This is a genomic window from Pseudomonas sp. NyZ201 (genome assembly GCF_049860765.1).
Taxonomy (GTDB): domain Bacteria; phylum Pseudomonadota; class Gammaproteobacteria; order Pseudomonadales; family Pseudomonadaceae; genus Aquipseudomonas; species Aquipseudomonas bharatica.
Genome location: NZ_CP187557.1, coordinates 5,123,873 through 5,146,596, shown reverse-complemented (window position 1 = coordinate 5,146,596; position 22,724 = coordinate 5,123,873). Strand labels below are relative to the sequence as shown.

The 22,724-nt window shown below is 63.6% G+C and carries 20 protein-coding genes and 1 pseudogene; 14 read left to right on the top strand and 7 right to left on the bottom strand.

The window, feature by feature from the left end; translation table 11 throughout:
- Positions 1-171: 171 nt before the first annotated feature.
- Together ACPFMA_RS23120 and ACPFMA_RS23115 are read right to left on the bottom strand one after the other, a co-directional pair.
- Positions 172-1,389, bottom strand: a complete 1,218-nt coding sequence (locus ACPFMA_RS23120; RefSeq protein WP_425928818.1) for a transporter associated domain-containing protein — start codon at positions 1,387-1,389, stop codon at positions 172-174.
- A gap of 10 nt (positions 1,390-1,399) precedes the next feature.
- Positions 1,400-2,212 (bottom strand): cytochrome C assembly family protein, encoded by an 813-nt coding sequence (locus ACPFMA_RS23115; RefSeq protein ID WP_425928817.1) that lies wholly within the window; start codon positions 2,210-2,212, stop codon positions 1,400-1,402.
- A gap of 196 nt (positions 2,213-2,408) precedes the next feature.
- Here ACPFMA_RS23115 and ffh point away from each other — a divergent pair, with 196 nt between their 5' ends.
- From ffh to rplS, 5 genes are all read left to right on the top strand, one after another.
- Positions 2,409-3,785 carry a signal recognition particle protein gene (gene ffh, locus ACPFMA_RS23110; RefSeq protein ID WP_009403590.1) on the top strand — a complete coding sequence of 459 codons (1,377 nt, stop codon included), beginning with the start codon at positions 2,409-2,411 and terminating at the stop codon, positions 3,783-3,785.
- Positions 3,786-4,023: 238 nt separating this feature from the next.
- Positions 4,024-4,275 (top strand): 30S ribosomal protein S16, encoded by a 252-nt coding sequence (rpsP, locus tag ACPFMA_RS23105; RefSeq protein WP_009403592.1) that lies wholly within the window; start codon positions 4,024-4,026, stop codon positions 4,273-4,275.
- A 5-nt stretch (positions 4,276-4,280) separates the two neighbouring features.
- Positions 4,281-4,817: a ribosome maturation factor RimM gene (gene rimM, locus ACPFMA_RS23100; RefSeq protein WP_064301710.1), complete on the top strand. Its 537-nt coding sequence runs from the start codon at positions 4,281-4,283 to the stop codon at positions 4,815-4,817.
- 3 nt (positions 4,818-4,820) lie between these two features.
- Positions 4,821-5,573, top strand: a complete 753-nt coding sequence (gene trmD, locus ACPFMA_RS23095; protein WP_009403594.1) for a tRNA (guanosine(37)-N1)-methyltransferase TrmD — start codon at positions 4,821-4,823, stop codon at positions 5,571-5,573.
- A gap of 41 nt (positions 5,574-5,614) precedes the next feature.
- The gene (rplS, locus tag ACPFMA_RS23090; RefSeq protein ID WP_009403595.1) at positions 5,615-5,965 is read left to right on the top strand and encodes a 50S ribosomal protein L19; all 351 of its coding nucleotides are present in this window, start codon (positions 5,615-5,617) and stop codon (positions 5,963-5,965) included.
- 196 nt (positions 5,966-6,161) lie between these two features.
- On the opposite strand, the gene ACPFMA_RS23085 is transcribed toward rplS, so the two are convergent.
- Positions 6,162-7,961, bottom strand: a complete 1,800-nt coding sequence (locus tag ACPFMA_RS23085; RefSeq protein WP_425928816.1) for a cation:proton antiporter — start codon at positions 7,959-7,961, stop codon at positions 6,162-6,164.
- Between the two features lie 78 nt (positions 7,962-8,039).
- Here ACPFMA_RS23085 and xerD point away from each other — a divergent pair, with 78 nt between their 5' ends.
- From xerD to ACPFMA_RS23055, 6 genes are all read left to right on the top strand, one after another.
- Positions 8,040-8,936, top strand: coding sequence for a site-specific tyrosine recombinase XerD (gene xerD / locus ACPFMA_RS23080; protein WP_420059151.1), 897 nt, complete (start codon positions 8,040-8,042; stop codon positions 8,934-8,936).
- A gap of 141 nt (positions 8,937-9,077) precedes the next feature.
- Positions 9,078-9,809 (top strand): bifunctional protein-disulfide isomerase/oxidoreductase DsbC, encoded by a 732-nt coding sequence (dsbC, locus tag ACPFMA_RS23075; protein ID WP_064301714.1) that lies wholly within the window; start codon positions 9,078-9,080, stop codon positions 9,807-9,809.
- An 86-nt stretch (positions 9,810-9,895) separates the two neighbouring features.
- Positions 9,896-11,200 carry a homoserine dehydrogenase gene (locus ACPFMA_RS23070; RefSeq protein WP_009403600.1) on the top strand — a complete coding sequence of 435 codons (1,305 nt, stop codon included), beginning with the start codon at positions 9,896-9,898 and terminating at the stop codon, positions 11,198-11,200.
- A 49-nt stretch (positions 11,201-11,249) separates the two neighbouring features.
- The gene (gene thrC / locus ACPFMA_RS23065; RefSeq protein ID WP_009403601.1) at positions 11,250-12,659 is read left to right on the top strand and encodes a threonine synthase; all 1,410 of its coding nucleotides are present in this window, start codon (positions 11,250-11,252) and stop codon (positions 12,657-12,659) included.
- Between the two features lie 482 nt (positions 12,660-13,141).
- A complete protein-coding gene (locus ACPFMA_RS23060; protein ID WP_425928815.1) occupies positions 13,142-14,362 on the top strand; it encodes an EAL domain-containing response regulator in 1,221 nt (406 codons plus the stop codon).
- Between the two features lie 161 nt (positions 14,363-14,523).
- Positions 14,524-14,817 (top strand): DUF3509 domain-containing protein, encoded by a 294-nt coding sequence (locus tag ACPFMA_RS23055; RefSeq protein WP_420059148.1) that lies wholly within the window; start codon positions 14,524-14,526, stop codon positions 14,815-14,817.
- A 154-nt stretch (positions 14,818-14,971) separates the two neighbouring features.
- On the opposite strand, the gene ACPFMA_RS23050 is transcribed toward ACPFMA_RS23055, so the two are convergent.
- Positions 14,972-15,814 (bottom strand): TIGR02285 family protein, encoded by an 843-nt coding sequence (locus ACPFMA_RS23050; RefSeq protein ID WP_425928814.1) that lies wholly within the window; start codon positions 15,812-15,814, stop codon positions 14,972-14,974.
- A 29-nt stretch (positions 15,815-15,843) separates the two neighbouring features.
- Positions 15,844-17,043: a CaiB/BaiF CoA transferase family protein gene (locus ACPFMA_RS23045; RefSeq protein WP_425928813.1), complete on the bottom strand. Its 1,200-nt coding sequence runs from the start codon at positions 17,041-17,043 to the stop codon at positions 15,844-15,846.
- A gap of 152 nt (positions 17,044-17,195) precedes the next feature.
- Here ACPFMA_RS23045 and ACPFMA_RS23040 point away from each other — a divergent pair, with 152 nt between their 5' ends.
- The 3 genes from ACPFMA_RS23040 to ACPFMA_RS23030 all read left to right on the top strand — a co-directional run bounded on the left by ACPFMA_RS23040 (position 17,196) and on the right by ACPFMA_RS23030 (position 20,674).
- Entirely contained in the window at positions 17,196-17,738 is a 543-nt protein-coding gene (locus ACPFMA_RS23040) for a YaeQ family protein (protein ID WP_420059146.1), read from the top strand.
- A gap of 11 nt (positions 17,739-17,749) precedes the next feature.
- Complete coding sequence (gene recJ / locus ACPFMA_RS23035) at positions 17,750-19,459, top strand: single-stranded-DNA-specific exonuclease RecJ (protein ID WP_064301717.1); 1,710 nt, start codon at positions 17,750-17,752, stop codon at positions 19,457-19,459.
- A gap of 108 nt (positions 19,460-19,567) precedes the next feature.
- Positions 19,568-20,674 (top strand): NADH:flavin oxidoreductase/NADH oxidase, encoded by a 1,107-nt coding sequence (locus ACPFMA_RS23030; RefSeq protein WP_009403615.1) that lies wholly within the window; start codon positions 19,568-19,570, stop codon positions 20,672-20,674.
- A gap of 34 nt (positions 20,675-20,708) precedes the next feature.
- Here ACPFMA_RS23030 and ACPFMA_RS23025 read toward each other — a convergent pair.
- A pseudogene (locus tag ACPFMA_RS23025) lies at positions 20,709-20,827 on the bottom strand (toxin-antitoxin system HicB family antitoxin); the annotation flags it as partial.
- Between the two features lie 33 nt (positions 20,828-20,860).
- On the bottom strand, positions 20,861-22,723 hold the full coding sequence (locus ACPFMA_RS23020) for an FAD-dependent oxidoreductase (RefSeq protein WP_425928812.1): 1,863 nt from the start codon (positions 22,721-22,723) through the stop codon (positions 20,861-20,863).
- Position 22,724: the final 1 nt, after the last annotated feature.

The following is a 22,724-nucleotide window of genomic DNA, read 5'->3' as shown; positions in this document are numbered from 1 at the left end:
CTGTTCGGGGTGTGAAGCAGTACCGGTAAAGCGCCATGCGGGCGGTGCGCAGTGGCCGCAAAGCGCCGGGTGCGGGTAGCGGGCGCGACGGCAGGGCTGGGTAAGCGTGTGTCGAGTATAGCCAGATTCGATACCGAATGTGTCTGGCTCGTGCGCCAGCGCTGCGGCGGATCAGGCCGCGGGGCGGGTGACGGTCCAGACCAGTATGCGGCTGGCGCGGTTGTCCTCGGTTTCGAGGATTTCCAGGCGATAACGGCCGATCTTCAGGCACACCGCACTGTCCGGAATGCTTTCCAGTGCTTCGGTCACCAGGCCGTTGAGGGTTTTCGGGCCGTCGCTGGGCAGGTGCCAGCCGAGACAGCGGTTCAGTTCGCGGATGGCGACGGCGCCTTCGATCACATAGCTTCCGTCGGCTTGTGGGTGGATATGCGGATTGTCGTGGCGATCCTGTTCCTCGAACTCGCCGACTATCTCTTCAAGGATGTCTTCCAGGGTGACGATGCCCTGCACTTCGCCGTACTCATCAACGACGATGCCCATGCGCCGCTGCTGCTTGTGGAAATTCAGCAACTGCAGTTGCAGCGGGGTGCTTTCCGGGACGAAGTATGGCTCGTAGCAGGCGGCCAGCAGGTTCTTGAAGGTCAGTTCTGCATTGGGCAGCAGGTGGGCGACGTGGCGTATGTTCAACACCGCCTGGACCTGGTTGATATCACTGTGGAACACCGGCAGGCGCGTGTGCTTGCAGGCGATCAGGCGGGCAGTGATTTCTTCGATGGTCTCGTCGAGGTTGACGCCGTCCACCTCGCTGCGCGGGACCAGGATATGGTTGACCGTGATCTTTTCCAGGGCCAGCAGGCTGGCGGGCAGGGTGCGGGCGTCCGGTTTCTCGCTGTCCTGGTCACTATCATCCGGCAGCGAATCGTCGGGCTGGTGATGGTTGACCACCGCAGGCCTGACCGCGAATGGCCGTACGATCACGCGGGCGATGCCGTCCAGCAGGCGGGCCAGGGGCTGCAGCAGGTAGAGCGGGAACCTGAGGATCATGCCGAGGCCGATGAACGCCTCCGGATTGCGCCGCGCCAGTTGCCGCGGCAGGTACTCGGCGCAGACCAGCAGGAGCAGGGCGGCACCCAGGCAGCCCAGCCAGAAACCGCGCTCGCCCTGGCAGTGCAGGCCGGCGAGGGCCGCGAGGGCGAGCACCAGCAATTTGCCGAGGGTGGCGCCGAGCACCAGGGCCTGCTCCGGAATGCTGTCGAGGGCTGGATGGCGATCCTGGTCGCGAACCCTGGCCAGGCGCTGGCGTGCACTATCAACCGCACTGAACAGTGCCGACCACAACAAGGCCAGGGCCAGTAGCCCGAATAGCGGAGCCAGCGGCAGAGTGTTCATCGATCGCTCGTCAGATATGCAGGATGAATTCGCGTACCAGCTTGCTGCCGAAGTAGGCCAGCATCAGCAGGCAGAAGCCGGCCAGGGTCCAGCGGATGGCCTTGTGTCCGCGCCAGCCCAGGCGGGTGCGGCCCCACAACAGGACGCCGAACACCACCCAGGCGACGCAGGACAGCAGGGTCTTGTGCACCAGGTGCTGGGCGAACAGGTTGTCCAGGAACAGCCAGCCGGACACCAGCGACAGCGAGAGCAGCCCCCAGCCGGCCCAGAGGAAGCCGAACAGCAGGCTTTCCATGGTCTGCAGCGGCGGGAAGTTGCGGATCAGGCCGGACGGGTGCTTGTGCTTGAGCTGGTGATCCTGCACCAGCAGCAACAGCGCCTGGAACACCGCGATGGTGAACAGGCCGTAGGCCAGGATCGACAGGAGGATATGGGCGAGGATGCCGGGCTCTTCATTGACCAGCGGCACCGTGCCGGACGGCGCGAACTGGGCGATCAGCGCGGTCAGCAGGCCGAGGGGGAAGAGCAGCAGGAGCAGGTTTTCCACCGGGATGCGCAGGCAGGCGACCAGGGTGATGGCGATCACGGCGGTGGCGATCAGGCTCGCGGCGCTGAAGAAGTCCAGGCTCAGGCCCAGGGGGGTAAGCAGTTGCCAGAACAGCGCGGTGCCCTGGGCGAGCACGGCCAGGGCGCCGAGCAGGCCGAGCAGCCGTTTGTCGGCCTTGACACCGCGGGCCAGGCCGGTGCCTTGGAGGATGATCGCGGCGGCGTAAAGGCAGGCGGCAATCAGGTTGGGTAGCAAGCTGGGTGACAAGGGGAGCATAAGTCCTGTTAGGCAAGCCCGAAAGTCGAGGAGTTTGGCATAGAACCCGGCCCCCTAGGAAGCATGGTGGTAGACGGCCGGTGCGCTCCGGTCCTGCACCATGGTGTGCGCTGGCGCGAGTCTTCGCTATAATCGCGCCCCTGTCCGTGCCCACGGCTGGCTAAACCCCGGTTCCACAGAGCCTGAAAGGATCCCCATGTTTGAAAACCTGACCGATCGTCTGTCACAGACGCTGCGCCATGTCACCGGCAAGGCCAAGCTGAACGAAGACAACATCAAAGACACCCTGCGCGAAGTGCGCATGGCGTTGCTCGAGGCCGACGTCGCCCTGCCGGTGGTCAAGGATTTCGTCAACAAGGTCAAGGAACGTGCGGTCGGTACCGAGGTTTCCCGCAGCCTGACCCCGGGCCAGGCCTTCGTGAAGATCGTCCAGGCCGAACTCGAAGAACTGATGGGCGCGGCCAACGAGGACCTGAGCCTGAACGCCGCGCCGCCTGCCGTGGTGCTGATGGCCGGTCTGCAGGGTGCGGGCAAGACCACCACTGCCGGCAAGCTGGCGCGCTTCCTCAAGGAGCGCAAGAAGAAGACCGTCATGGTCGTCTCTGCCGACGTCTATCGCCCTGCGGCGATCAAGCAGCTGGAAACCCTGGCCAACGACATCGGCGTGACCTTCTTCCCGTCCGACATCAGCCAGAAGCCCGTGGCCATCGCCGAAGCGGCGATCCGTGAAGCCAAGCTGAAATTCATCGACGTGGTCATCGTCGACACCGCCGGCCGTCTGCATATCGACGCCGACATGATGACCGAGATCAAGGACCTGCACGCTGCGGTCAAGCCGGTCGAAACGCTGTTCGTGGTCGACGCCATGACCGGCCAGGACGCCGCCAACACGGCCAAGGCCTTCGGCGATGCCCTGCCGCTGACCGGCGTGGTGCTGACCAAGGTCGACGGTGACGCCCGTGGCGGTGCCGCCCTGTCGGTGCGTGCCATCACCGGCAAACCGATCAAGTTCATCGGCATGGGCGAGAAGACCGAGGCCCTGGAGCCGTTCCACCCGGACCGTATCGCCTCGCGCATCCTCGGCATGGGCGACGTGCTCAGCCTGATCGAGCAGGCCGAGCAGAACATCGACAAGGCCAAGGCCGACAAGCTGGCCAAGAAGCTGAAGAAGGGCAAGGGCTTCGATCTCGAGGACTTCCGCGACCAGCTGCAACAGATGAAGAACATGGGCGGCCTCGGCGGCCTGATGGACAAGCTGCCGAGCATCGGCGGGGTCAACCTGGCGCAGATGGGCAACGCCCAGGGTGCGGCCGAGAAGCAGTTCAAGCAGATGGAAGCGATCATCAACTCGATGACCCCGGCCGAGCGCCGTGACCCTGACCTGATCAGCGGTTCGCGCAAGCGCCGGATCGCCATCGGTTCCGGCACCCAGGTGCAGGACATCGGCCGCCTGATCAAGCAGCACAAGCAGATGCAGAAGATGATGAAGAAGTTTTCTGCCAAGGGTGGCATGGCCAAGATGATGCGCGGCCTGGGCGGCATGATGCCCGGCGGCGGCATGCCCAAGCTGTAAACCCGATTCGCGGTGCGGCCTCGATTACCGGGGCCGCGCCCGGAACCCGCCTCGCGGCGGGGACATGGCCATCTCTATGAAGAGTGGCTTCATTGCAGATCTGTATGACAGGCAGGCGTTTGCCAGAAAAAAGGCATTTGCAAAAGCCCGTGTATTCCTTGAGAATATGCGGCCTTTCGGGTACCCGTACCCGTTTGGCCTATAGATTTGCAGCACCGACTACAGGAACGATGTTCACATGGTAACCATCCGTCTTGCCCGTGGCGGCTCCAAAAAGCGCCCATTCTACCACCTCACCGTGACCAACAGCCGCAATGCGCGCGATGGTCGTTTCGTTGAGCGTATCGGCTTCTTCAACCCGATTGCTTCGGGCGCAGAAGTCAAGCTGTCCGTAAACCAGGAGCGTGCCACCTACTGGCTGTCTCAAGGTGCCCAGCCGTCTGAGCGCGTTGCTCAGCTGCTGAAGGAAGCTGCCAAGGCCGCTGCCTGAGCAATATGAACGCGACGCCAGAAAATGCGGACGACCTGATCGTCGTCGGCAAGATTTTTTCGGTACACGGCGTTCGCGGCGAGGTGAAGGTGTTTTCCTTTACCGATCCGATCGACAACCTGTTGCAGTACCGCCACTGGACGCTTCGGCGCGAAGGCGTGGTCAAGCAGGTAGAGCTGGTCAAGGGCCGATCCGGTCAAAAGGATCTGGTCGCCAAGCTCAAGGGGCTGGACGATCGCGACGAAGCACGTCTTCTGAGCGGTTTTGAGATCTGTATCTCGAGAAGCCTTTTGCCCAACCTGGCCAACGACGAGTACTACTGGTACCAGCTCGTGGGCCTGAGTGTCATCAACCAGGACGGACAACTGTTCGGCAAGGTTGATCACCTGTTGGAGACCGGCGCGAACGATGTAATGGTGGTCAAGCCCTGTGCTGGCAGCCTGGATGATCGTGAACGGCTACTGCCTTATACCCGGCAGTGCGTGTTGGCAATCGACCTGGCGGCGAGTGAGATGAGGGTCGAATGGGATGCGGATTTCTAAGCGATGGCGAGCCTGCGCGTAGAAGTCATCACGTTGTTCCCCGAGATGTTCTCGGCCATCAGTGAGTACGGCATTACCAGCCGCGCGGTGAAACAGGGGTTGTTGCAACTGACCTGCTGGAACCCGCGGGACTACACCACGGATCGTCACCACACGGTGGATGATCGGCCTTTTGGCGGTGGTCCGGGCATGGTGATGAAGATCAAGCCTCTGGAAGACGCCCTGGTCGAGGCCAGGCAGGCAACCGGAGGAGCGGCGAAGGTGATCTACCTTTCGCCACAAGGCCGCAAGCTGAACCAGTCGGCGGTCAAGGACCTGGCAACCCATGAATCGTTGATTCTGATTGCCGGTCGTTACGAAGGCATCGACGAGCGCTTTATCGAGGCTCATGTCGATGAAGAGTGGTCGATTGGCGACTATGTACTGTCTGGCGGCGAGCTGCCGGCGATGGTCCTGATCGATGCGGTTACGCGGCTGCTGCCCGGAGCTTTAGGGCATGTGGACTCGGCGGAGGAGGATTCCTTCACCGACGGTCTGCTGGATTGCCCGCACTACACCCGACCCGAGGTGTATGCGGATCAGCGTGTACCCGACGTGTTGCTCAGTGGCAACCATGCACACATCCGGCGTTGGCGTTTGCAGCAGTCCCTTGGGCGGACCTGGGAACGACGCGCCGATCTTCTGGAAAGTCGCTCACTTTCTGGAGAAGAGAAGAAGCTGCTCGAGGAATACATCCGCGAGCGGGACGATAGTTAACGTATCGATGGTAAATCCGTGATTTGCCTTAGGAGCACAAGATGACCAACAAAATCATTCAGCAGATCGAAGCTGAGCAGATGAGCAAAGAGATCCCTACCTTTGCCCCGGGCGACACCATCGTCGTTCAGGTGAAAGTGAAGGAAGGCGATCGTTCCCGTCTGCAGGCGTTCGAAGGCGTTGTAATCGCCAAGCGCAACCGCGGTCTGAACAGCGCATTCACCGTTCGCAAGATCTCCAACGGTGTTGGCGTTGAGCGTACTTTCCAGACCTACAGCCCGCAAATCGACAGCCTGGCCGTGAAACGTCGTGGTGACGTGCGTAAAGCCAAGCTGTACTACCTGCGTGACCTGTCCGGTAAAGCAGCTCGCATCAAGGAAAAACTGGCCTGAGTCCAGTCCGACCTTTGCGAAAGAAAGGGCAGCCCTCGGGCTGCCCTTTTTGCATTCTGAAAGTCTGCGCGGATCCTGTGGGAGCGGGTTTACCCGCGATTGCAAGGGTGGCTGCACTACCGTAATCGCGGGTGAACCCGCTCCCACAGGGTCGCTTCTTGGCTTCGTCGCCATCGACGAGGATAAGCGTCCCATCTCAGTCCCGAGGCTGGATCAACGCCAGCAACGTCCAGCCGGTTCCCGGCCTGGGCTGGCTGTCCGGGCTGAACACATGCACCCAGCCCTGGGCATCCCGGGCGAACAACAGCGTCGCTCGCTCGCCATGCAGGGCCTGATAGGCCTCCCAGCCAAATGCCTCGGTCAGGTGCGTGCTGTACAGCTCGGCGCCCTGGTGCAACTGGTTGGCCAGTTGCACATAGGTCAGTGCCTGGCTGCCCAGGGCCTCGCCACGGTGTTCGTGACTGGCGCGGTGCTTGTCGCTGCGCCTGACCTCAAGGCCGCTGGCCAGAGCGAACAGGCGTTGCGGGCCGAACTCATGACGGAAGCGCATGCACGCCAGTGCATTCAGCTCGCCGGCGGGGGACAGCCCGAGCAGGTGCCCGAGGCCGACCAGATCCAGGTGGACTTCAGCATGTTGTGACGCCGGGTTGCCGAAATAGGTCGGTAGCCCGTCCATGCGCGCCGCGCAGATGTTCTCCCAGCTGGAGTCGGTCAGCAGTACCCGGCAGCCCATCTCCTGCAACGCCTTGCCGATGGCCCGCGCCGGCGGGTTGGCGCCGACGATGAGGAAACCGCTGGGCGCCGGGTCCGCCACTTTCAGCAGGCGCGCCAGGGGACGTGCCGTAGCACTTTGCAGGACCACGGTGCCGATGATCACGGCGAAGGTCAGTGGCACCAGGAGCAGGGCGCCTTCATGCCCGGCTTCATCCAGGCGGATGGCGAAGATCGCCGACACGGCAGCAGCGACTATGCCCCGCGGCGCTACCCAGGCCAGCAAGGCCCGCTCCCGCCAGGTCAGCGGCGATCCCCAGGTCGAAAGGGCGACATTCAGCGGCCGGGCAATCAACTGGATGACCAGCAGCAGAGCCAGCACTGCGGGGCCAAGGCCGAGCAGGGCGTTCAGGTCCAGACGCGCCGCCAGCAGGATGAACAGCCCGGAAATCAGCAGCACGCTGAGGTTTTCCTTGAAATGCAGGATCTGCCGTACATCCACGCCTTTCATATTGGCCAGCCACATGCCCATGACCGTGACCGCCAGCAGCCCGGATTCGGCCATGACCTGGTTGGCCGCGACGAAAATCCCCAGCACCGCCGCCAGCGAAGCCAGGTTGTGCAGGTATTCCGGCAGCCACTGTTCGCGCATCACCTGGCCGAGCAACCAGCCACCCGCCGCGCCGAAGGCGCAACCGTAGAACAGCACCCCGGCGAAGGTCTTCAGGCTCTGGCTCAGGCCTTCGTCGGCAGCGCTGGCAATGATGAAGCTGTACACCACCACGGCCAGCAGTGCGCCGATCGGGTCGATGACGATTCCTTCCCAGCGCAGGATATTGGCGATGGTCGCCTTGGGACGCACTACCCGCAGCATGGGTACGATCACCGTCGGCCCGGTGACCAGGGTAAGGGTGCCGAACAGCACCGCCAGCGGCCAGTCGAAACCCAGCAGCCAGTGGGTGGCCAGGGCGATGACGATCCAGGTCGCCAGTGCGCCGAGGGTCACCATGCGTTGCACGACGGCGCCGATGTCGCGCCATTGCGAGAGGTGCAGGGTCAGGCTGCCCTCGAACAGGATCAGTGCCACCGCCAGGGATACCAGCGGCATCAGCAACGGGCCGAACATGGCCTGCGGATCGAGCCAGCCCAGCACCGGACCGACAAGGATGCCGCCAAGCAGGAGAAAGAGGATCGCCGGCAGCTTCAGGCGCCAGGCCAGCCACTGGCAGCCCAGTGCCGCCAGCCCTATGCCGCCAAAGGTCAGCAGGATCTGTTGCTCGCTCATTCGGATTTCCCTATGCCGGCATGGTTATGGAAGACTAGCGGTCTTTCAGCGTTTTCATCCTGTGTTTTCCGAGTTGTCATGCCCGCCATCGACCATCCCCTGATCGACCAGTTTCTCGATGCCTTGTGGCTCGAGAAAGGCCTTTCAGACAACACCCGTGCCTCCTATCGCAGCGACCTGGCCCTGTTCAACGGCTGGTTGCAGGACAAGGGCATCGCCCTGCCAGACGCCGGCCGCGAGCTGATCCTCGATCACCTGGCATGGCGCCTGGACCAGGGATACAAGCCCCGTTCCACGGCGCGTTTCCTCTCCGGTGCGCGTGGTTTCTATCGTTATTTGCTGCGGGAAAAGCTGATAGAGGTCGATCCGACCCTGCAGGTGGACATGCCGCAGTTGGGGCGACCACTGCCCAAGTCCTTGTCCGAAGCGGATGTCGAAGCCCTGTTGCGGGCCCCGGACCTCAGCGAAGCCATCGGCCAGCGCGACCGCGCGATGCTCGAAGTGCTCTACGCCTGTGGCCTGCGGGTGACCGAGCTGGTTAGCCTGACCCTCGACCAGATCAACCTGCGCCAGGGCGTGCTGCGGGTGATGGGCAAGGGCAGCAAGGAGCGCCTGGTGCCCATGGGCGAGGAGGCGGTGCTGTGGATCGAGCGCTACCTGCGCGATGGGCGGGCCGACCTGCTCAATGGGCAGCCCAGTGATGTGCTGTTTCCCAGCCAGCGCGGCGAGCAGATGACTCGCCAGACCTTCTGGCACCGTATCAAGCACCACGCGAAGGTCGCCGGTATCGGCAAGACGCTGTCGCCGCACACCCTGCGCCACGCCTTTGCCACCCACCTGCTCAACCACGGCGCCGACCTGAGGGTGGTGCAGATGCTCCTAGGCCATAGCGATCTCTCCACCACCCAGATCTATACCCATGTCGCCAAGGCTCGCCTACAGGAGCTGCATGCCCGTCATCATCCACGCGGCTAGCCGCTATTCGGCTTCTCGACGGCCCGTGTACAGGGCAGTGAATGTGGTAGTCTTTCAATGTTCACGTCCTGGGCCGGCGAAATCCCCGCGTTTTCAGCACGGGCGTCCCTATTCCGGTCCTATGCAAGGAGTTTTCCCCTCATGCGCTTGATCCAGACCCTCGCGGCCGCCGCCCTGGCGCTGGTCACCTCGTTCGCCGTGGCCGACGAGGCCGACAAGGCGATTCGCGACACGCTGAAGTCGCTGGCTTCCGACATCCCGGTGGAGAGCATCGACAAGAGCCCGTTCAACGGCCTGTACGAAGTCAAGCTGCAGGGCGGTCGGGTCCTGTATGCCAGTGCTGACGGCCAGTATGTGGTGCAGGGCAATCTGTACGAGGTGAAGGACGGTAAGCCGGTGAACCTCACCGAGAAGGCCGAGCGCGCCGGCATCGCCAAGACCATCAATGGCATTCCGACCTCGGACATGGTGGTCTATCCGGCCAAAGGCCAGGCCAAGTCGCACATCACCGTCTTCACCGACACCACCTGCCCGTATTGCCACAAGCTGCACGAAGAAGTCGCGGAGCTGAACAGGCTCGGTGTCGAAGTGCGCTATGTCGCCTTCCCGCGCCAGGGCCTCGGCTCGCCGGGTGATGAACAGCTGCAGGCGGTCTGGTGTTCCAAGGACCGCAACTCGGCCCTCGACAAGATGATCGGCGGCAAGGAAATCAAGGCCGCCAAGTGCGAGAACCCGGTGAGCAAGCAGTTCGCCATGGGCCAGTCGATCGGTGTCAACGGCACCCCGGCCATCGTCCTCGAGGATGGCCAGGTGATCCCGGGCTACCAGCCGGCCAAGCAAGTGGCCGCGCTGGCCCTGGCCGGCGCCAAGTAATGTAATCAATCAGTGGGCCGCCTTCATGGGGAGACGGCTTTTTTCACGGCTGGCCGAGGGGCTGGCCGTTCAATGGGGAGTTCACAGTGAAACCGGTCAAAGTAGGCATCTGTGGGTTGGGGACCGTCGGTGGCGGAACCTTCAATGTACTTAAGCGTAACGCCGAGGAAATCGCCCGCCGCGCCGGGCGTGGAATCGAAGTGGCACAGATTGCCATGCGTTCGCCCAACCCGAACTGCCAGATTACCGGTACCCCCATTACCGCTGACGTGTTCGAGGTAGCGAGCAACCCCGATATCGATATCGTCATTGAACTGATTGGCGGCTACACCGTGGCCCGCGACCTGGTGCTCAAGGCCATCGACAATGGCAAGCACGTGGTCACCGCGAACAAGGCGTTGATCGCGGTGCACGGCAACGAAATCTTCGCCCGCGCCCGCGAGAAGGGCGTCATCGTCGCCTTCGAGGCGGCCGTGGCCGGCGGCATCCCGGTGATCAAGGCGATCCGCGAAGGCCTGTCGGCCAACCGCATCAACTGGGTTGCCGGCATCATCAACGGCACCGGCAACTTCATCCTTACCGAGATGCGCGAGAAGGGCCGTACCTTCCCTGACGTGCTGGCCGAAGCCCAGGCCCTGGGTTACGCCGAAGCCGATCCGACCTTCGACGTCGAAGGCATCGATGCCGCGCACAAGCTGACCATCCTCGCGTCCATCGCCTTCGGCATCCCGCTGCAGTTCGACAAGGCCTACACCGAGGGCATCACCCAGCTGACCACCGCTGACGTGAACTACGCCGAAGCCCTGGGCTACCGCATCAAGCACCTCGGCGTTGCACGCAGCACCGCCGCCGGCATCGAGCTGCGGGTACACCCGACCCTGATCCCGGCCGACCGCCTGATCGCCAACGTCAACGGCGTGATGAACGCGGTGATGGTCAACGGCGACGCCGCCGGTTCGACCCTGTTCTACGGTGCCGGCGCCGGCATGGAGCCAACTGCTTCCTCGGTGGTCGCCGACCTGGTGGACGTGGTTCGCGCCATGACTTCCGACCCGGAAAACCGCGTACCGCACCTGGCCTTCCAGCCGGACTCGCTGTCCGCCCACCCGATCCTGCCGATCGAAGCCTGCCAGACCGCGTACTACCTGCGCATCCAGGCCAAGGACCACCCGGGCGTACTGGCCCAGGTGGCGAGCATCCTCTCCGAGCGTGGCATCAACATCGAATCGATCATGCAGAAGGACGTCGAGGAACAGGACGGCCTGGTACCGATGATCCTGCTTACCCACGAGGTGCAGGAACAGCGCATGAACGATGCCATCGTCGCCCTGGAAGCCCTGCAGGATGTGGTCGGCAAGGTCGTGCGGATCCGCGTCGAACAGCTCAATTAATCGTCTGCGGCGGGCCGAGGCCCGCCGCTTGAATCATAGGTTTGCCCAAATGCGCTATATCAGTACCCGTGGCCAGGCTCCTGCCCTGAATTTCGAAGACGTCCTGCTGGCGGGCCTCGCCAGTGACGGTGGCCTCTACGTTCCGGAAAACCTGCCGCGCTTCACCCAGGAAGAGATCGCTTCCTGGGCCGGCCTGCCGTACCACGAGTTGGCGTTCCGGGTGATGCGTCCGTTCGTTACCGGCAGCATCGCCGATGCCGATTTCAAGAAGATCCTCGAAGAAACCTACGGCGAGTTCGCCCACGCCGCAGTGGCACCGCTGCGCCAGTTGAACAGCAATGAGTGGGTGCTCGAGCTGTTCCACGGTCCGACCCTGGCGTTCAAGGACTTCGCCCTGCAACTGCTCGGCCGCCTGCTGGACCACGTCCTGGCCAAGCGCGGCGAGCGCGTGGTGATCATCGGTGCCACCAGCGGCGACACCGGTTCCGCGGCCATCGAAGGCTGCCGTCGCTGCGACAACGTCGACATCTTCATCCTCCACCCGCACCAGCGTGTGTCGGAAGTGCAGCGCCGCCAGATGACCACCATCATGGGCGAGAACATCCATAACATCGCCATCGAAGGCAACTTCGACGACTGCCAGGAAATGGTCAAGGCCAGCTTCGCCGACCAGGGCTTCCTCAAGGGCACCCGCCTGGTGGCGGTCAACTCGATCAACTGGGCGCGGATCATGGCCCAGATCGTCTACTACTTCCACGCGGCCCTGCAGCTCGGCGGCCCGGCCCGTTCCGTGGCGTTCTCGGTGCCGACCGGCAACTTCGGCGACATCTTCGCCGGCTACCTGGCGCGCAACATGGGCCTGCCGATCAGCCAACTGATCGTCGCCACCAACCGCAACGACATCCTGCACCGCTTCATGAGCGGCAATCAGTACGTCAAGGAAACCCTGCACGCGACCCTGTCGCCGTCCATGGACATCATGGTTTCCTCGAACTTCGAGCGCCTGCTGTTCGACCTGCACGGCCGCAACGGCGCGGCGATCGCCGAGCTGATGGCCAGCTTCAAGCAGGGTGGTGGCTTCAGCGTCGAGCAGGATCGCTGGACCGAAGCGCGCAAGCTGTTCGACTCCCTGGCCGTGGATGACGCACAGACCTGCGAAACCATCGCCGAGGTCTTCGCCCAGACTGGCGAAGTGCTGGACCCGCACACCGCCATTGGCGTCAAGGCCGCCCGCGAATGCCGCCGCAGCCTGGACACCCCGATGGTGGTGCTCGGCACGGCGCATCCGGTCAAATTCCCGGAAGCGGTGGAAAAGGCAGGTGTCGGCAAGGCACTGGAACTGCCAGCGCACCTGGCAGACCTGTTCTCGCGGGAGGAAAAATGCACCGTACTGGCCAATGACCTGGGCAAGGTCCAGGCCTTCGTAAGCCAGCATGGCAATCGTGGCAAGCCGCTGTAAGCGGTACGCGGTGAAGAAAGCCCGTCCTCAGTGACGGGCTTTTTAATGCGTGAGTGCCGGCAAATCGCTGGCCTCATCACTGCGGTGCAGCGGTCCGGCAAGCCAGCCACACAAGGTGCGGCATTCACAGGACCTGTGGGAGTCCGCCCAGCCTTTCGGGCTGCGCTGTCGTACAGAGAACAGTTCCAAGGCACGACGCGTACCCTGTGGGAGCGGGTTTACCCGCGATTGCTATGGTGAATTCACCTACGTAATCGCGGGTAAACCCGCTCCCACAGGGGCCTTGCAAATCAAAGAGTTATGTCTTGTTCTATGAGCGCTGGCTTGCCAGCGATGAGGCCAAGCGCACAAGGCAGCCATTTCCTGATCTACCGTCAGATCCCCAGTCGGAAATATTCACCGTTCTTTCGGATTTTTCCTATAGGTTGCCTCGCACACTTTCCCTAGAGTCGCAGCTTCGTGCCATCACGGAGGCCTGCCCAATGCATTCGCTCAAGGTCCTGATCCTCGAAGACCATCCCTTTCAGCTCATGGCCCTGCACCAGATGCTCAATGCCAATGGCGTGTTCGATGTGCTTGTCGCCGAGTCGGTTGCGGCGGCCATGCAGATGCTGGAGCGCCGTGGTCCGGTAGACGTGGCGATCTGCGACCTGTACATGGACGGCCCGGACGGCCTGGCGCTGATCCGCTACCTGGCGCAACACCGACTGGCTTCGGCAGTGATCGTGCTCAGCGACGCCGAGCCGGCGCTGCTCGACAACATCGCCGAACTTGCCCCGCAACTGGGCCTGCGCCTGCTCGGCTGTGTGCAGAAACCGGCCAGCGGGGCGCTGCTGCATCGCTTGCTCAATGATTATCTGGAACGCATCGGCGAACTGCCCGCGCCCGAAGCTACTGCACAAATCTTCGAACTGAACCGGCTTTCCCCGGAGCAACTGGCCCATTCCCGGGAGCAATGGAAAGTCCGCTACCAACCCAAGGTCGATGCCGGCGGCACGCTGTTGGGTGTCGAAGCTTCGGTACGCTGGCAACATCCGACCCTGGGCTCGCTCACCCCGGGCCAGTTCTTCGTCGCGCTGCAGGGCGCCGGGCTGCTGGAAATGCTGACCTGGCATGTGCTGGAAAAGGCCGTGGCACTCAGCGCGGCGATCCGCCTGGAAGACCGGCGACCGATGCCGGTGGCGGTGAACCTGCCTACGCCGAGCCTGCTCGACGATACGTTCGCCGAACGCTTGCGCGCCCTGCTGCTGCAGCATCGACTGCCGGCCAGTGCCTTGACCCTCGAACTCGCCGAATCCCACTGTGCCCATCTCGATGCGGTGCACTTGCAACGCCTGGCGGACCTGCGCCAGCTCGGCTGCAAATTGTGCCTGGACGGCTTCGGCCGTGGTGCCGCCAACCTCCGGCAACTGTTCGACCTGCCGCTCAGCGAGGTGAAGCTTCCCGGGGAGTTCGTCCGTGGCATGGCCGAGGATGGCAAGAAGGCAGCTGTGGTGGCCTCGGCCTTGATCCTGGCCCGGCGCAGCGCACTGGACGTGGTGGTGGAGGATGTCGACACCCTGGCCGACTGGCACGCCGCACAGGGGCTTGGCGATTCCTGCCTGCAGGGCGGTTTCATCGCCTGGCCGATGACCGGCGGCGAACTGCTCCATTGGATCGATGCCCGCGGGCCTTCGACCAATGGCCAGCAAGGCGTCGCTTGAATCGTTAGTGGCTTTTTGATATTGCTGCGAGGGAGGGCAGTTCAAGCTGTCATCTTTGCCGGGCATGCTCCGGTGATCCCCTGGTGAAAGCCCGTGGTGTCGAACTTTTTCGAGATTGGCGGGGTCAGTCAAAGACCACTTGGTTCTAACGAGGTGAATAAGTGAACAAGATGGAATCTGTCAGCTTGTTGCTCAATGAAGCATTGGCACCTTATCAGGTCATCCTGGAGCCCTTGGGGACGGGCAGTTTCACGCTGTCGTTACGTGACGAGAACGGTTTTCAGATTTTGCAGCGCACCACACCGGCCGGCCAGTTGCAGGACCAGCGCCTGCTGGTGGACCTGGTAGACGGCCTGCAGCGCGACCTGCGCATCGCCGAGGGGCGCTTGCAGCCCTGCGTGATCGCCGCCTGGCAGCATGCCCGGCAGGGGCGCGAGTTGTCGGCCAGCCTGTAAGGGAACCTTTGGCGCAGACGACACTCAGACGTTATACAGGTGGCGAACTGGCATTTTGCTCCGATGCCAGCGCACCGCCTCTACGCAAGGCCATCCAAGGGCCAGCGTTTAACCCCGATCGGGCTCCCCACCGTTCGGGGTTTCTTTTTTCCCGCTACGGATGGTCCTCGACGAAGAAATGCCGTGCGTCCTCCAGGTAGGTCTTGCGGGTCTGTTCGTCGAGCCATGCGGCATACAGCGGCGGCAGGCGTTGTTCGCGCATCTCCAGCAGCAAGCGGTCGATATGGCTGACGGCCTCGCGTCCTTGCGGGGTGTCGGAACAGCCAACATGGATGAACTGGTACTGGGCCATGCCCTGGATCGGATAGAAGGCCAGGTCGTCCAGCGGCTGGTCCGACTCGACACTGAGGTAACGGACTTCTGGCCAATAGCCCAGCAACCACTTCAGGCGCCCCAGATGCTGCATCTGCAACAGGCTGCGCATCGCGTCGTTGCCGTAATGCGCGGTCAGGGTGTCGGGCGGAGCGGCCTTGAGCAGCATGTCCACCGGCGGGCTGTAGCTACGTTCGGCGACCATGCCCAGGCGCGACGAACCGCTGGCCAGCAGGCGCTGCAGATCGACCTTGCCGTCCACCAGGAACGGCTCGACCATCGCCGCATCCTGCTTGCGCACGATCAGGCCGTTGCTCAGGGTACCCATGCTTGGCACCGAGAAATAAATGAATTTCGCCCGCTCCGGGGTCCACAGCAGGGTCGGGTCGCAGGTGAAGCTGGGCTCGGCGAGCATCTGCATGGCGCGAGCCCGGTTGACCCGCAGGATGCTGTGGTCGTATTCGGGCATTTGCTCGATCAACCGGGCGAGCAGTTGATCCACCGCGCCCAGGCCCTTTTGCGAACCTTCGAAGATGGTCAAGGGCGGCAGGTCGCGCAACAGCCAGGTCAGGCGCTCCCTGGCTTCGATCACGCCGGAAATACCCAGCAAGGCCCCGAGCAGCAAGCCGAGGCCGGTACTGCGTAGCAGCGCTTTCAGATGGCACCCTGCTCGCGCAGCGCGCCGATCGCGGCCGGATCGTAGCCCAGGCCGGCGAGCAACTGGTCGGTGTGCTCGCCGAGCGTCGGTCCCACCCATTCGCTGGAGCCCGGTGTATCGGACAACTTGGGCACGATGCCCGGCATCCTGAAGGGCTTGCCGTCAGGCAGCTTCGCCTGCAGGAACATTTCGCGAGCGAGGTACTGCGGGTCGCTGAACATGTCTTCGGCGCTATAGATGCGGCTGGCGGGTACTTCGGCGTCGTTGAGGGTGCGCATCAGCTGTTCCAGCGGCACGCTGTTGGCCCAGCGGTCGATTACCCCGTACAGCTCGTCGCGCCGGGCATCGCGCCCATCGTTGCTGGCCAGCGTCGGATCCTCGGCCAGGTCGGCGCGGCCAATGGCGAGCATGAAGCGCTTGAAGATGGCATCGCCGTTGGCGCCGATCTGCACGTGCTTGCCGTCGGCGCTGGCATGGATGGAGGAGGGGGTGATGCCGGGCATGATGTTGCCGGTACGCTCGCGGATGAAGCCGAACACATCGAATTCCGGGACCATGCTTTCCATCATGGCGAAGATGGCTTCGTACAGTGCCACGTCCACTACCTGGCCTTCGCCCCCGTTGACCTCGCGATGTCGCAGGGCCATCAGGGCGCCGATCACACCCCACAGGGCGGCTATGGAGTCACCGATGGAAATCCCGGTGCGTACCGGCGGCCGGTCCTCGAACCCGGTGATATAGCGCAGCCCGCCCATGGATTCGCCCACTGCGCCGAAGCCCGGCTGGTCCTTCATCGGCCCGGTCTGGCCGAAGCCGGACAGGCGAACCATCACCAGCCCGGGGTTCAGCGCCTTGAGCACATCCCAGCCCAGGCCGAGCTTTTCCAGCACGCCGGGGCGGAAGTTCTCGATGAGGATGTCGGCGTCGGCGAGCAGGCGCTTGAGGATCGCGATACCTTCGGGATGCTTGAGGTTGAGGGTCAGCGACTGCTTGTTGCGGGCCTGGACGAACCACCACAGCGAGGTCCCCTCGTACAGCTTGCGCCACTTGCGCAGCGGATCGCCGCCGTCCGGCGACTCGACCTTGATGACCTGGGCACCGAATTCGGCGCAGATGCGCGAGGCGAAGGGGCCGGCGATCAAGGTTCCGAGTTCGACGACTTTCAGACCGGCGAGGGGTTTGCTGGGCAGCGACATAAGGCATCCGGGGCAATGAACGGTGCGCTCGTTTTTATCACAGGGCGACAGGCGCAGATACTGTTGCAGCGCAGGATCGTGGCCGCGCGTCGTCGATTGCCGCCGCATCGGTTAGACTGCTCGACTTTCCCCGTTACCAGAAGCCCGTCCCCATGGCCCAGCCGTCCACCACCTACAAATTCGAACTGAACCTCACGGACCTTGACCGTGGCGTCTACGAGAGCGTCAAGCAGACCATCGCCCGCCATCCTTCGGAAACCGAGGAACGCATGGCCGTACGCCTGCTGGCCTACGCGCTCTGGTACAACGAGAACCTGTCGTTCGGTCGCGGTCTGTCGGATGTCGATGAGGCTGCATTGTGGGAAAAGAGCCTGGATGACCGCATCCTGCACTGGATCGAGGTCGGCCAGCCGGACGCCGAGCGCCTGACCTGGTGCTCGCGCCGCACCGAGCGCACCAGCCTGCTGGCCTACGGCAGCCTGCGCGTGTGGCAGAACAAGGTGGTGGATGCGGTGAAGAACCTGAAGAACCTGAATATCGCCGCCGTGCCCCAGGACGTCCTGGAAACCCTGGCCACCGACATGCCGCGCTCGATCAAGTGGGACGTGATGATCAGCGAAGGCACCGTCTTCGTCACCGATGATCGCGGGCAGCACGAAGTGCAGCTGGAGTGGTTGCTGGGCGAGCGCGGTTGAGCCATCAGTCCATGCGTATCGAACCCCGCTCGCTGCCCCCGACCCTGCCTTTCCTTGGCGACCTGCCGCCGCTGCTGACCCGCCTGTACGCCGCGCGCGGTGTACAGAGCGCCGAAGAGCTGGACAAAAGCCTGGCGCGGCTGTTGCCTTTCACCTTGCTCAAGGGCATCGACGCGGCGGTGGACCTGCTGGTGGAGGCCCTGGCCAAGCGCCAGCGCATCCTGATCGTCGGCGATTTCGACGCCGACGGCGCCACCGCCAGCAGTGTCGGCGTGCTCGGCCTGCGCCTGATGGGCGCGGCCCATGTCGATTACCTGGTGCCCAACCGCTTCGAATACGGTTACGGCCTGACCCCGGAAATCGTCGCCGTGGCCCTGCAGCGCACACCCGACCTGTTGATCACCGTGGACAACGGCATCTCCAGCGTCGAGGGCGTGGCGGCGGCGAAGGCCGCGGGGCTAAAGGTGCTGGTCACCGACCACCACCTGCCGGGCCACGAGTTGCCGCTGGCCGATGCCATCGTCAACCCCAACCAGCCAGGCTGCGGATTCCCGAGCAAGTCGCTGGCCGGGGTCGGGGTGATCTTCTACGTGCTGATGGCCTTGCGCACGCGTTTGCGTGGCCTGGGGCATTACGACAACACGCCGCAGCCGAACCTCGGCGAACTGCTCGACCTGGTCGCCCTGGGCAGCGTCGCCGACGTGGTGCCGCTGGATGCCAACAACCGCATCCTGGTGCACCAGGGCCTGGAACGCATCCGTGCCGGCCGCGCCCGTCCCGGGCTCAAGGCGATCCTCGAAGTTGCCCGTCGCGATCACCGGCGCATCACGTCTACCGATCTCGGTTTCATCCTCGGCCCTCGCTTGAACGCCGCCGGCCGTCTCGACGACATGAGCCTGGGCATCGAATGCCTGCTCTGCGATGACGAGGCCCTGGCCCGGGACATGGCGGTGCAACTGGACGAACTCAACCAGGACCGCAAGTCCATCGAACAGGGCATGCAGCGCGAGGCCCTGGCCCAGCTCAAGGACCTGCCGCTGGAGTCGATGCCGTTCGGCCTGTGCTTGTTCGAGGCCGACTGGCACCAGGGTGTGATCGGCATCCTCGCCTCGCGCCTGAAAGAGCGCTATCACCGCCCGACCATCGCCTTCGCCGACGCGGGCGAGGGCATGCTCAAGGGCTCGGCCCGTTCGGTGCCGGGTTTTCATATCCGCGATGCCCTGGATGCGGTGGCGGCGCGTCATCCGCAACTGATCAGCAAGTTCGGCGGCCACGCCATGGCGGCCGGGCTGTCCTTGCCCGCCGACAACTTCCCGGCCTTCGCCGAGGCCTTCGACGAAGAAGTGCGCCGGCAACTGCGCGAGGAGGACCTGACCGGTCGCCTGCTGTCCGACGGCACCCTGGCGGTCGAGGAGTTCCATCTCGAACTGGCCCGCGCCCTGCGCCACGCCGGGCCCTGGGGCCAGCACTTCCCCGAGCCGCTGTTCCATGGCGTGTTCCAGTTGGTGGAGCAGCGCGTCGTCGGCGAACGCCACCTCAAGGTGGTGCTCAAGAGCGAATGCGGCGCGGTCAAGCTCGACGGCATCGCCTTCGGCATCGACCGCGACGTCTGGCCGAACCCCACGGTGCGCTGGGTCGAACTGGCCTACAAGCTCGATGTAAACGAGTTCCGTGGTCAGGAAACGGTGCAGCTGATGATCGCGCATATGGAACCGCGCTGAATCTGGGGGTAGGAAACTGGTCTAGGCTTTGTAGGACCGGCACTGAGCCAAAGGGAAAAACGAGCGCTCGGTTCGGTCCACCATTCGGAGTCCTGGAGAGGTGCCCTCATGAGTCTGTTACTTGAGCCTTACACCCTGCGTCAGTTGACCCTGCCGAACCGTATCGTCGTCTCGCCCATGTGCCAGTACTCCAGCGTCGATGGCCTGGCCAATGACTGGCACCTGGTGCACCTCGGCAGCCGTGCGGTCGGCGGGGCCGGGCTGGTCATCACCGAAGCCGTTGCGGTCACCGCCGAGGGTCGCATCACCGCCCAGGACCTGGGCCTGTGGGACGATGCGCAAATCCCGCCATTGCAACGCATCACTCGTTTCATCGTGGCCCAGGGCTCGGTCCCGGGCATCCAGCTGGCCCATGCCGGGCGCAAGGCCAGTACCCATCGGCCGTGGATCGGCAAGCATGGCAGCGTCAAGCCCGAGGACGGCGGCTGGGTGCCGGTCGGGCCGTCGAAGATCGCCTTCGACCCGCAGCACACCACGCCCAGCGAGCTGAACGAGTCGCAGATCCGCGACATCATCGACGACTTCGTCGCTGCCGCTAAACGTGCGCTGGTGGCGGGATTCAAGGTGGTGGAGATCCATGCCGCGCATGGTTACCTGCTGCATCAGTTCCTCTCGCCGCTCAGCAACCAGCGGCGTGACAGCTATGGCAGTTGCTTTGAAAACCGTATTCGCCTGACCTTGCAGGTCACCGAGGCGGTGCGCGAGGTCTGGCCGGAGTCGCTGCCGCTGTTCGTGCGGGTTTCGGCGACGGACTGGGTGGAGGATGGCTGGAACCCGGATGAAACGGTGGAACTGGCCAAGCGCCTGAAAACCCTGGGTGCCGATCTGATCGATGTGTCGTCCGGCGGCACGTCCATGCATGCCGAGATCCCTACTGGCCCTGGCTATCAAACGCGTTTTGCGGAAAAAGTACGCAAGGAGTCGGGGATCGCCACGGGCACGGTCGGCATGATTACCGAGCCGGCCCAGGCCGAGCACATTCTGCGCACCGGGCAGGCCGACCTGATCTTCCTCGCCCGCGAGCTGCTGCGTGATCCGTACTGGCCGCTGCATGCCGATGACGACCTGGGCGGCAACAAGGCGACCTGGCCGGCGCAGTACCAGCGAGCGACCAGCCGGGAGCAGCCGATTCATGAGTCTGATTTGAGGGATTGAACGCGTGAGGGGCAGGCCTTGTGGTCTGCCCCTTTTAAGCATGGGCCGCGTGATTCAGCACGTCACTCACCCACTGATGCTCTTGTTCTCCAGTTCTGCTTTGGCGGCGACGCTGCCGTGTAGAGTAGGTTCCAGTCGCAGGCTCAGCTTTCCCGGCGATTTGGCCATCAGCAGCAATGCAAATCGTCAGCTGAACTCGCCTACCGCCCGCCACGCCTCGTCTATCGCCGCATGCGCATACGCACTCCACGCCGCATCCGAGTTGGCGATGGTCACGTTGCCCAGCGGCTTGCGCGCCGTTTCCATCCACTTCTCGGTCTGCCCGGCATCATCGAACAGCGTATTGGTGAAGCACGCGTAGCCGTGGGACCAGCGGTTGACCGTGATCGCCAGGATGTCCTTGCGGTGATCGAAGCCACCCGGGCCCAGCATCCGCTGCAATTGATCCCTGAGTTGTGCCTCGAGCTGGTCGAAGCTTTGCGCATAAAGTTTCGCCCGCCCGGTGCGCGCCTGGTCGCGGGCGCTCATGCCGACGTTCGGCGTGGTCGGCACATACACCATGTGCAAGCCGATCGCCTTCGCCGGATCCCGCGGGTGCTCGTAGCCGCCCATGCTCACCGGGTAATCCAGCTTGATCCGGCTGTAGGGCTGGGTCGCCGCATAGATTTCGTGCACGCCGAGCGTGTGGAACGCCTGCCAGTTGCGCACCACCACCTTGGTGTACACCAGCGGGAACTTGACGTTCTGGCTCAGGGCATGGGCCTGTTCCGCCGGCAGGTCGCGCAGCAGGTAGGGGATCATCATGTTGTAGCAGGCCATCACGCAGTGCCTGGCCCGCACCTGGGCCAGTTGCCCGCCACGGCTGTAGCCGATGTTCACCCCGCCATCCACATTGCGCACGCTGACCGCCGTGCTGTTCAGGCGGATGCGCACCGGGTGCGCAGCCTGGTCCAGCTGGCTGTAGTCGAACTTCGCCAGGACGATATCCTCCATGCCCTTGCCCGGCGCCACCTGGGGAATCAGGTCGCGTACCAGCAGGCGCGCCAGCGAGGCGTTGCCATCGGGGAAGTGATAGATGTACGGCTCCTCCATCTCCGCCCGGGCTTCCTCGCTGATCGGCTCCAGGTTCATCGCGGCGAAGCCGGGGAAACCGAAGTTGTAGGCGTCATAGGCCGCCACCGCATCGATGCCCAGGGCCATGAAGTCGTTGGTGCGCCCCTGGAAATAGGCCACGGCGACTGGCGACAGCCCCACGTCCTTGAGCAGGAAGTCGCGGTAGCTGGTGGTTTCCAGGTGTTTGGTTTTCTGTTCGAGGCTCTTGCCGGCGAGGTAATCCCGGGGCGTTTCGTGCAGGTCGATCAGCGCCGCGCGATCCGCCTGCGGCAACGGGAAGTCGTTGATGAAGTCGCGGATCGAACGGGCATTCAGTCGGTCCGGGGCGATATCGTCGGCCACCATGGGCGTTGGGTCGCCGGTCACCAGCTTGTCCTCGCCAAAGGTCTCCTTGTCGAAGAACACTGCGCGGGACAGGTTCAGGTCCGGGTAGAAGTTGCGCTCGAACGCCGTTTCGAAGCGCTTGATCTCTACCCCCAGTGCCTTGAGCAGCCCGTTCACTTCCTGGCTGTACAGATGGTTCGGCGACTGGAACGCCTCGCTGCCGCCATAGCCGATGATCATCCGCCCGTCGGCGCTGAACTCGTTGCGCTTGGCGTGGCCGCCGAAGTCGTCGTGGTTTTCGATCACCAGGATCCGCGCCTGCGGATGTTTCCGGCGATAGAACCAGGCTGCCGACAGGCCACTGATGCCACCCCCGACCACCACCAGGTCGTACTGCTCGGCGATCGGCAGGGCGTCGGTGTCGAAGGTCTTTTTCTCCCAGCCCATCTGGTGCGCCACCTCGAAGGCGCCCGGGTGGCTGCCGCGCAGGCCGGTCAGGGAGGGCGGATAGTAGCGCCCGTCCGGAGCGGCCTGGAGAATCTGCAGCGGGGTCATTCCCGCTGCAATTCCGATGGCGACGCCGTTGAGGAAATCGCGTCGTGTGATCTGCATG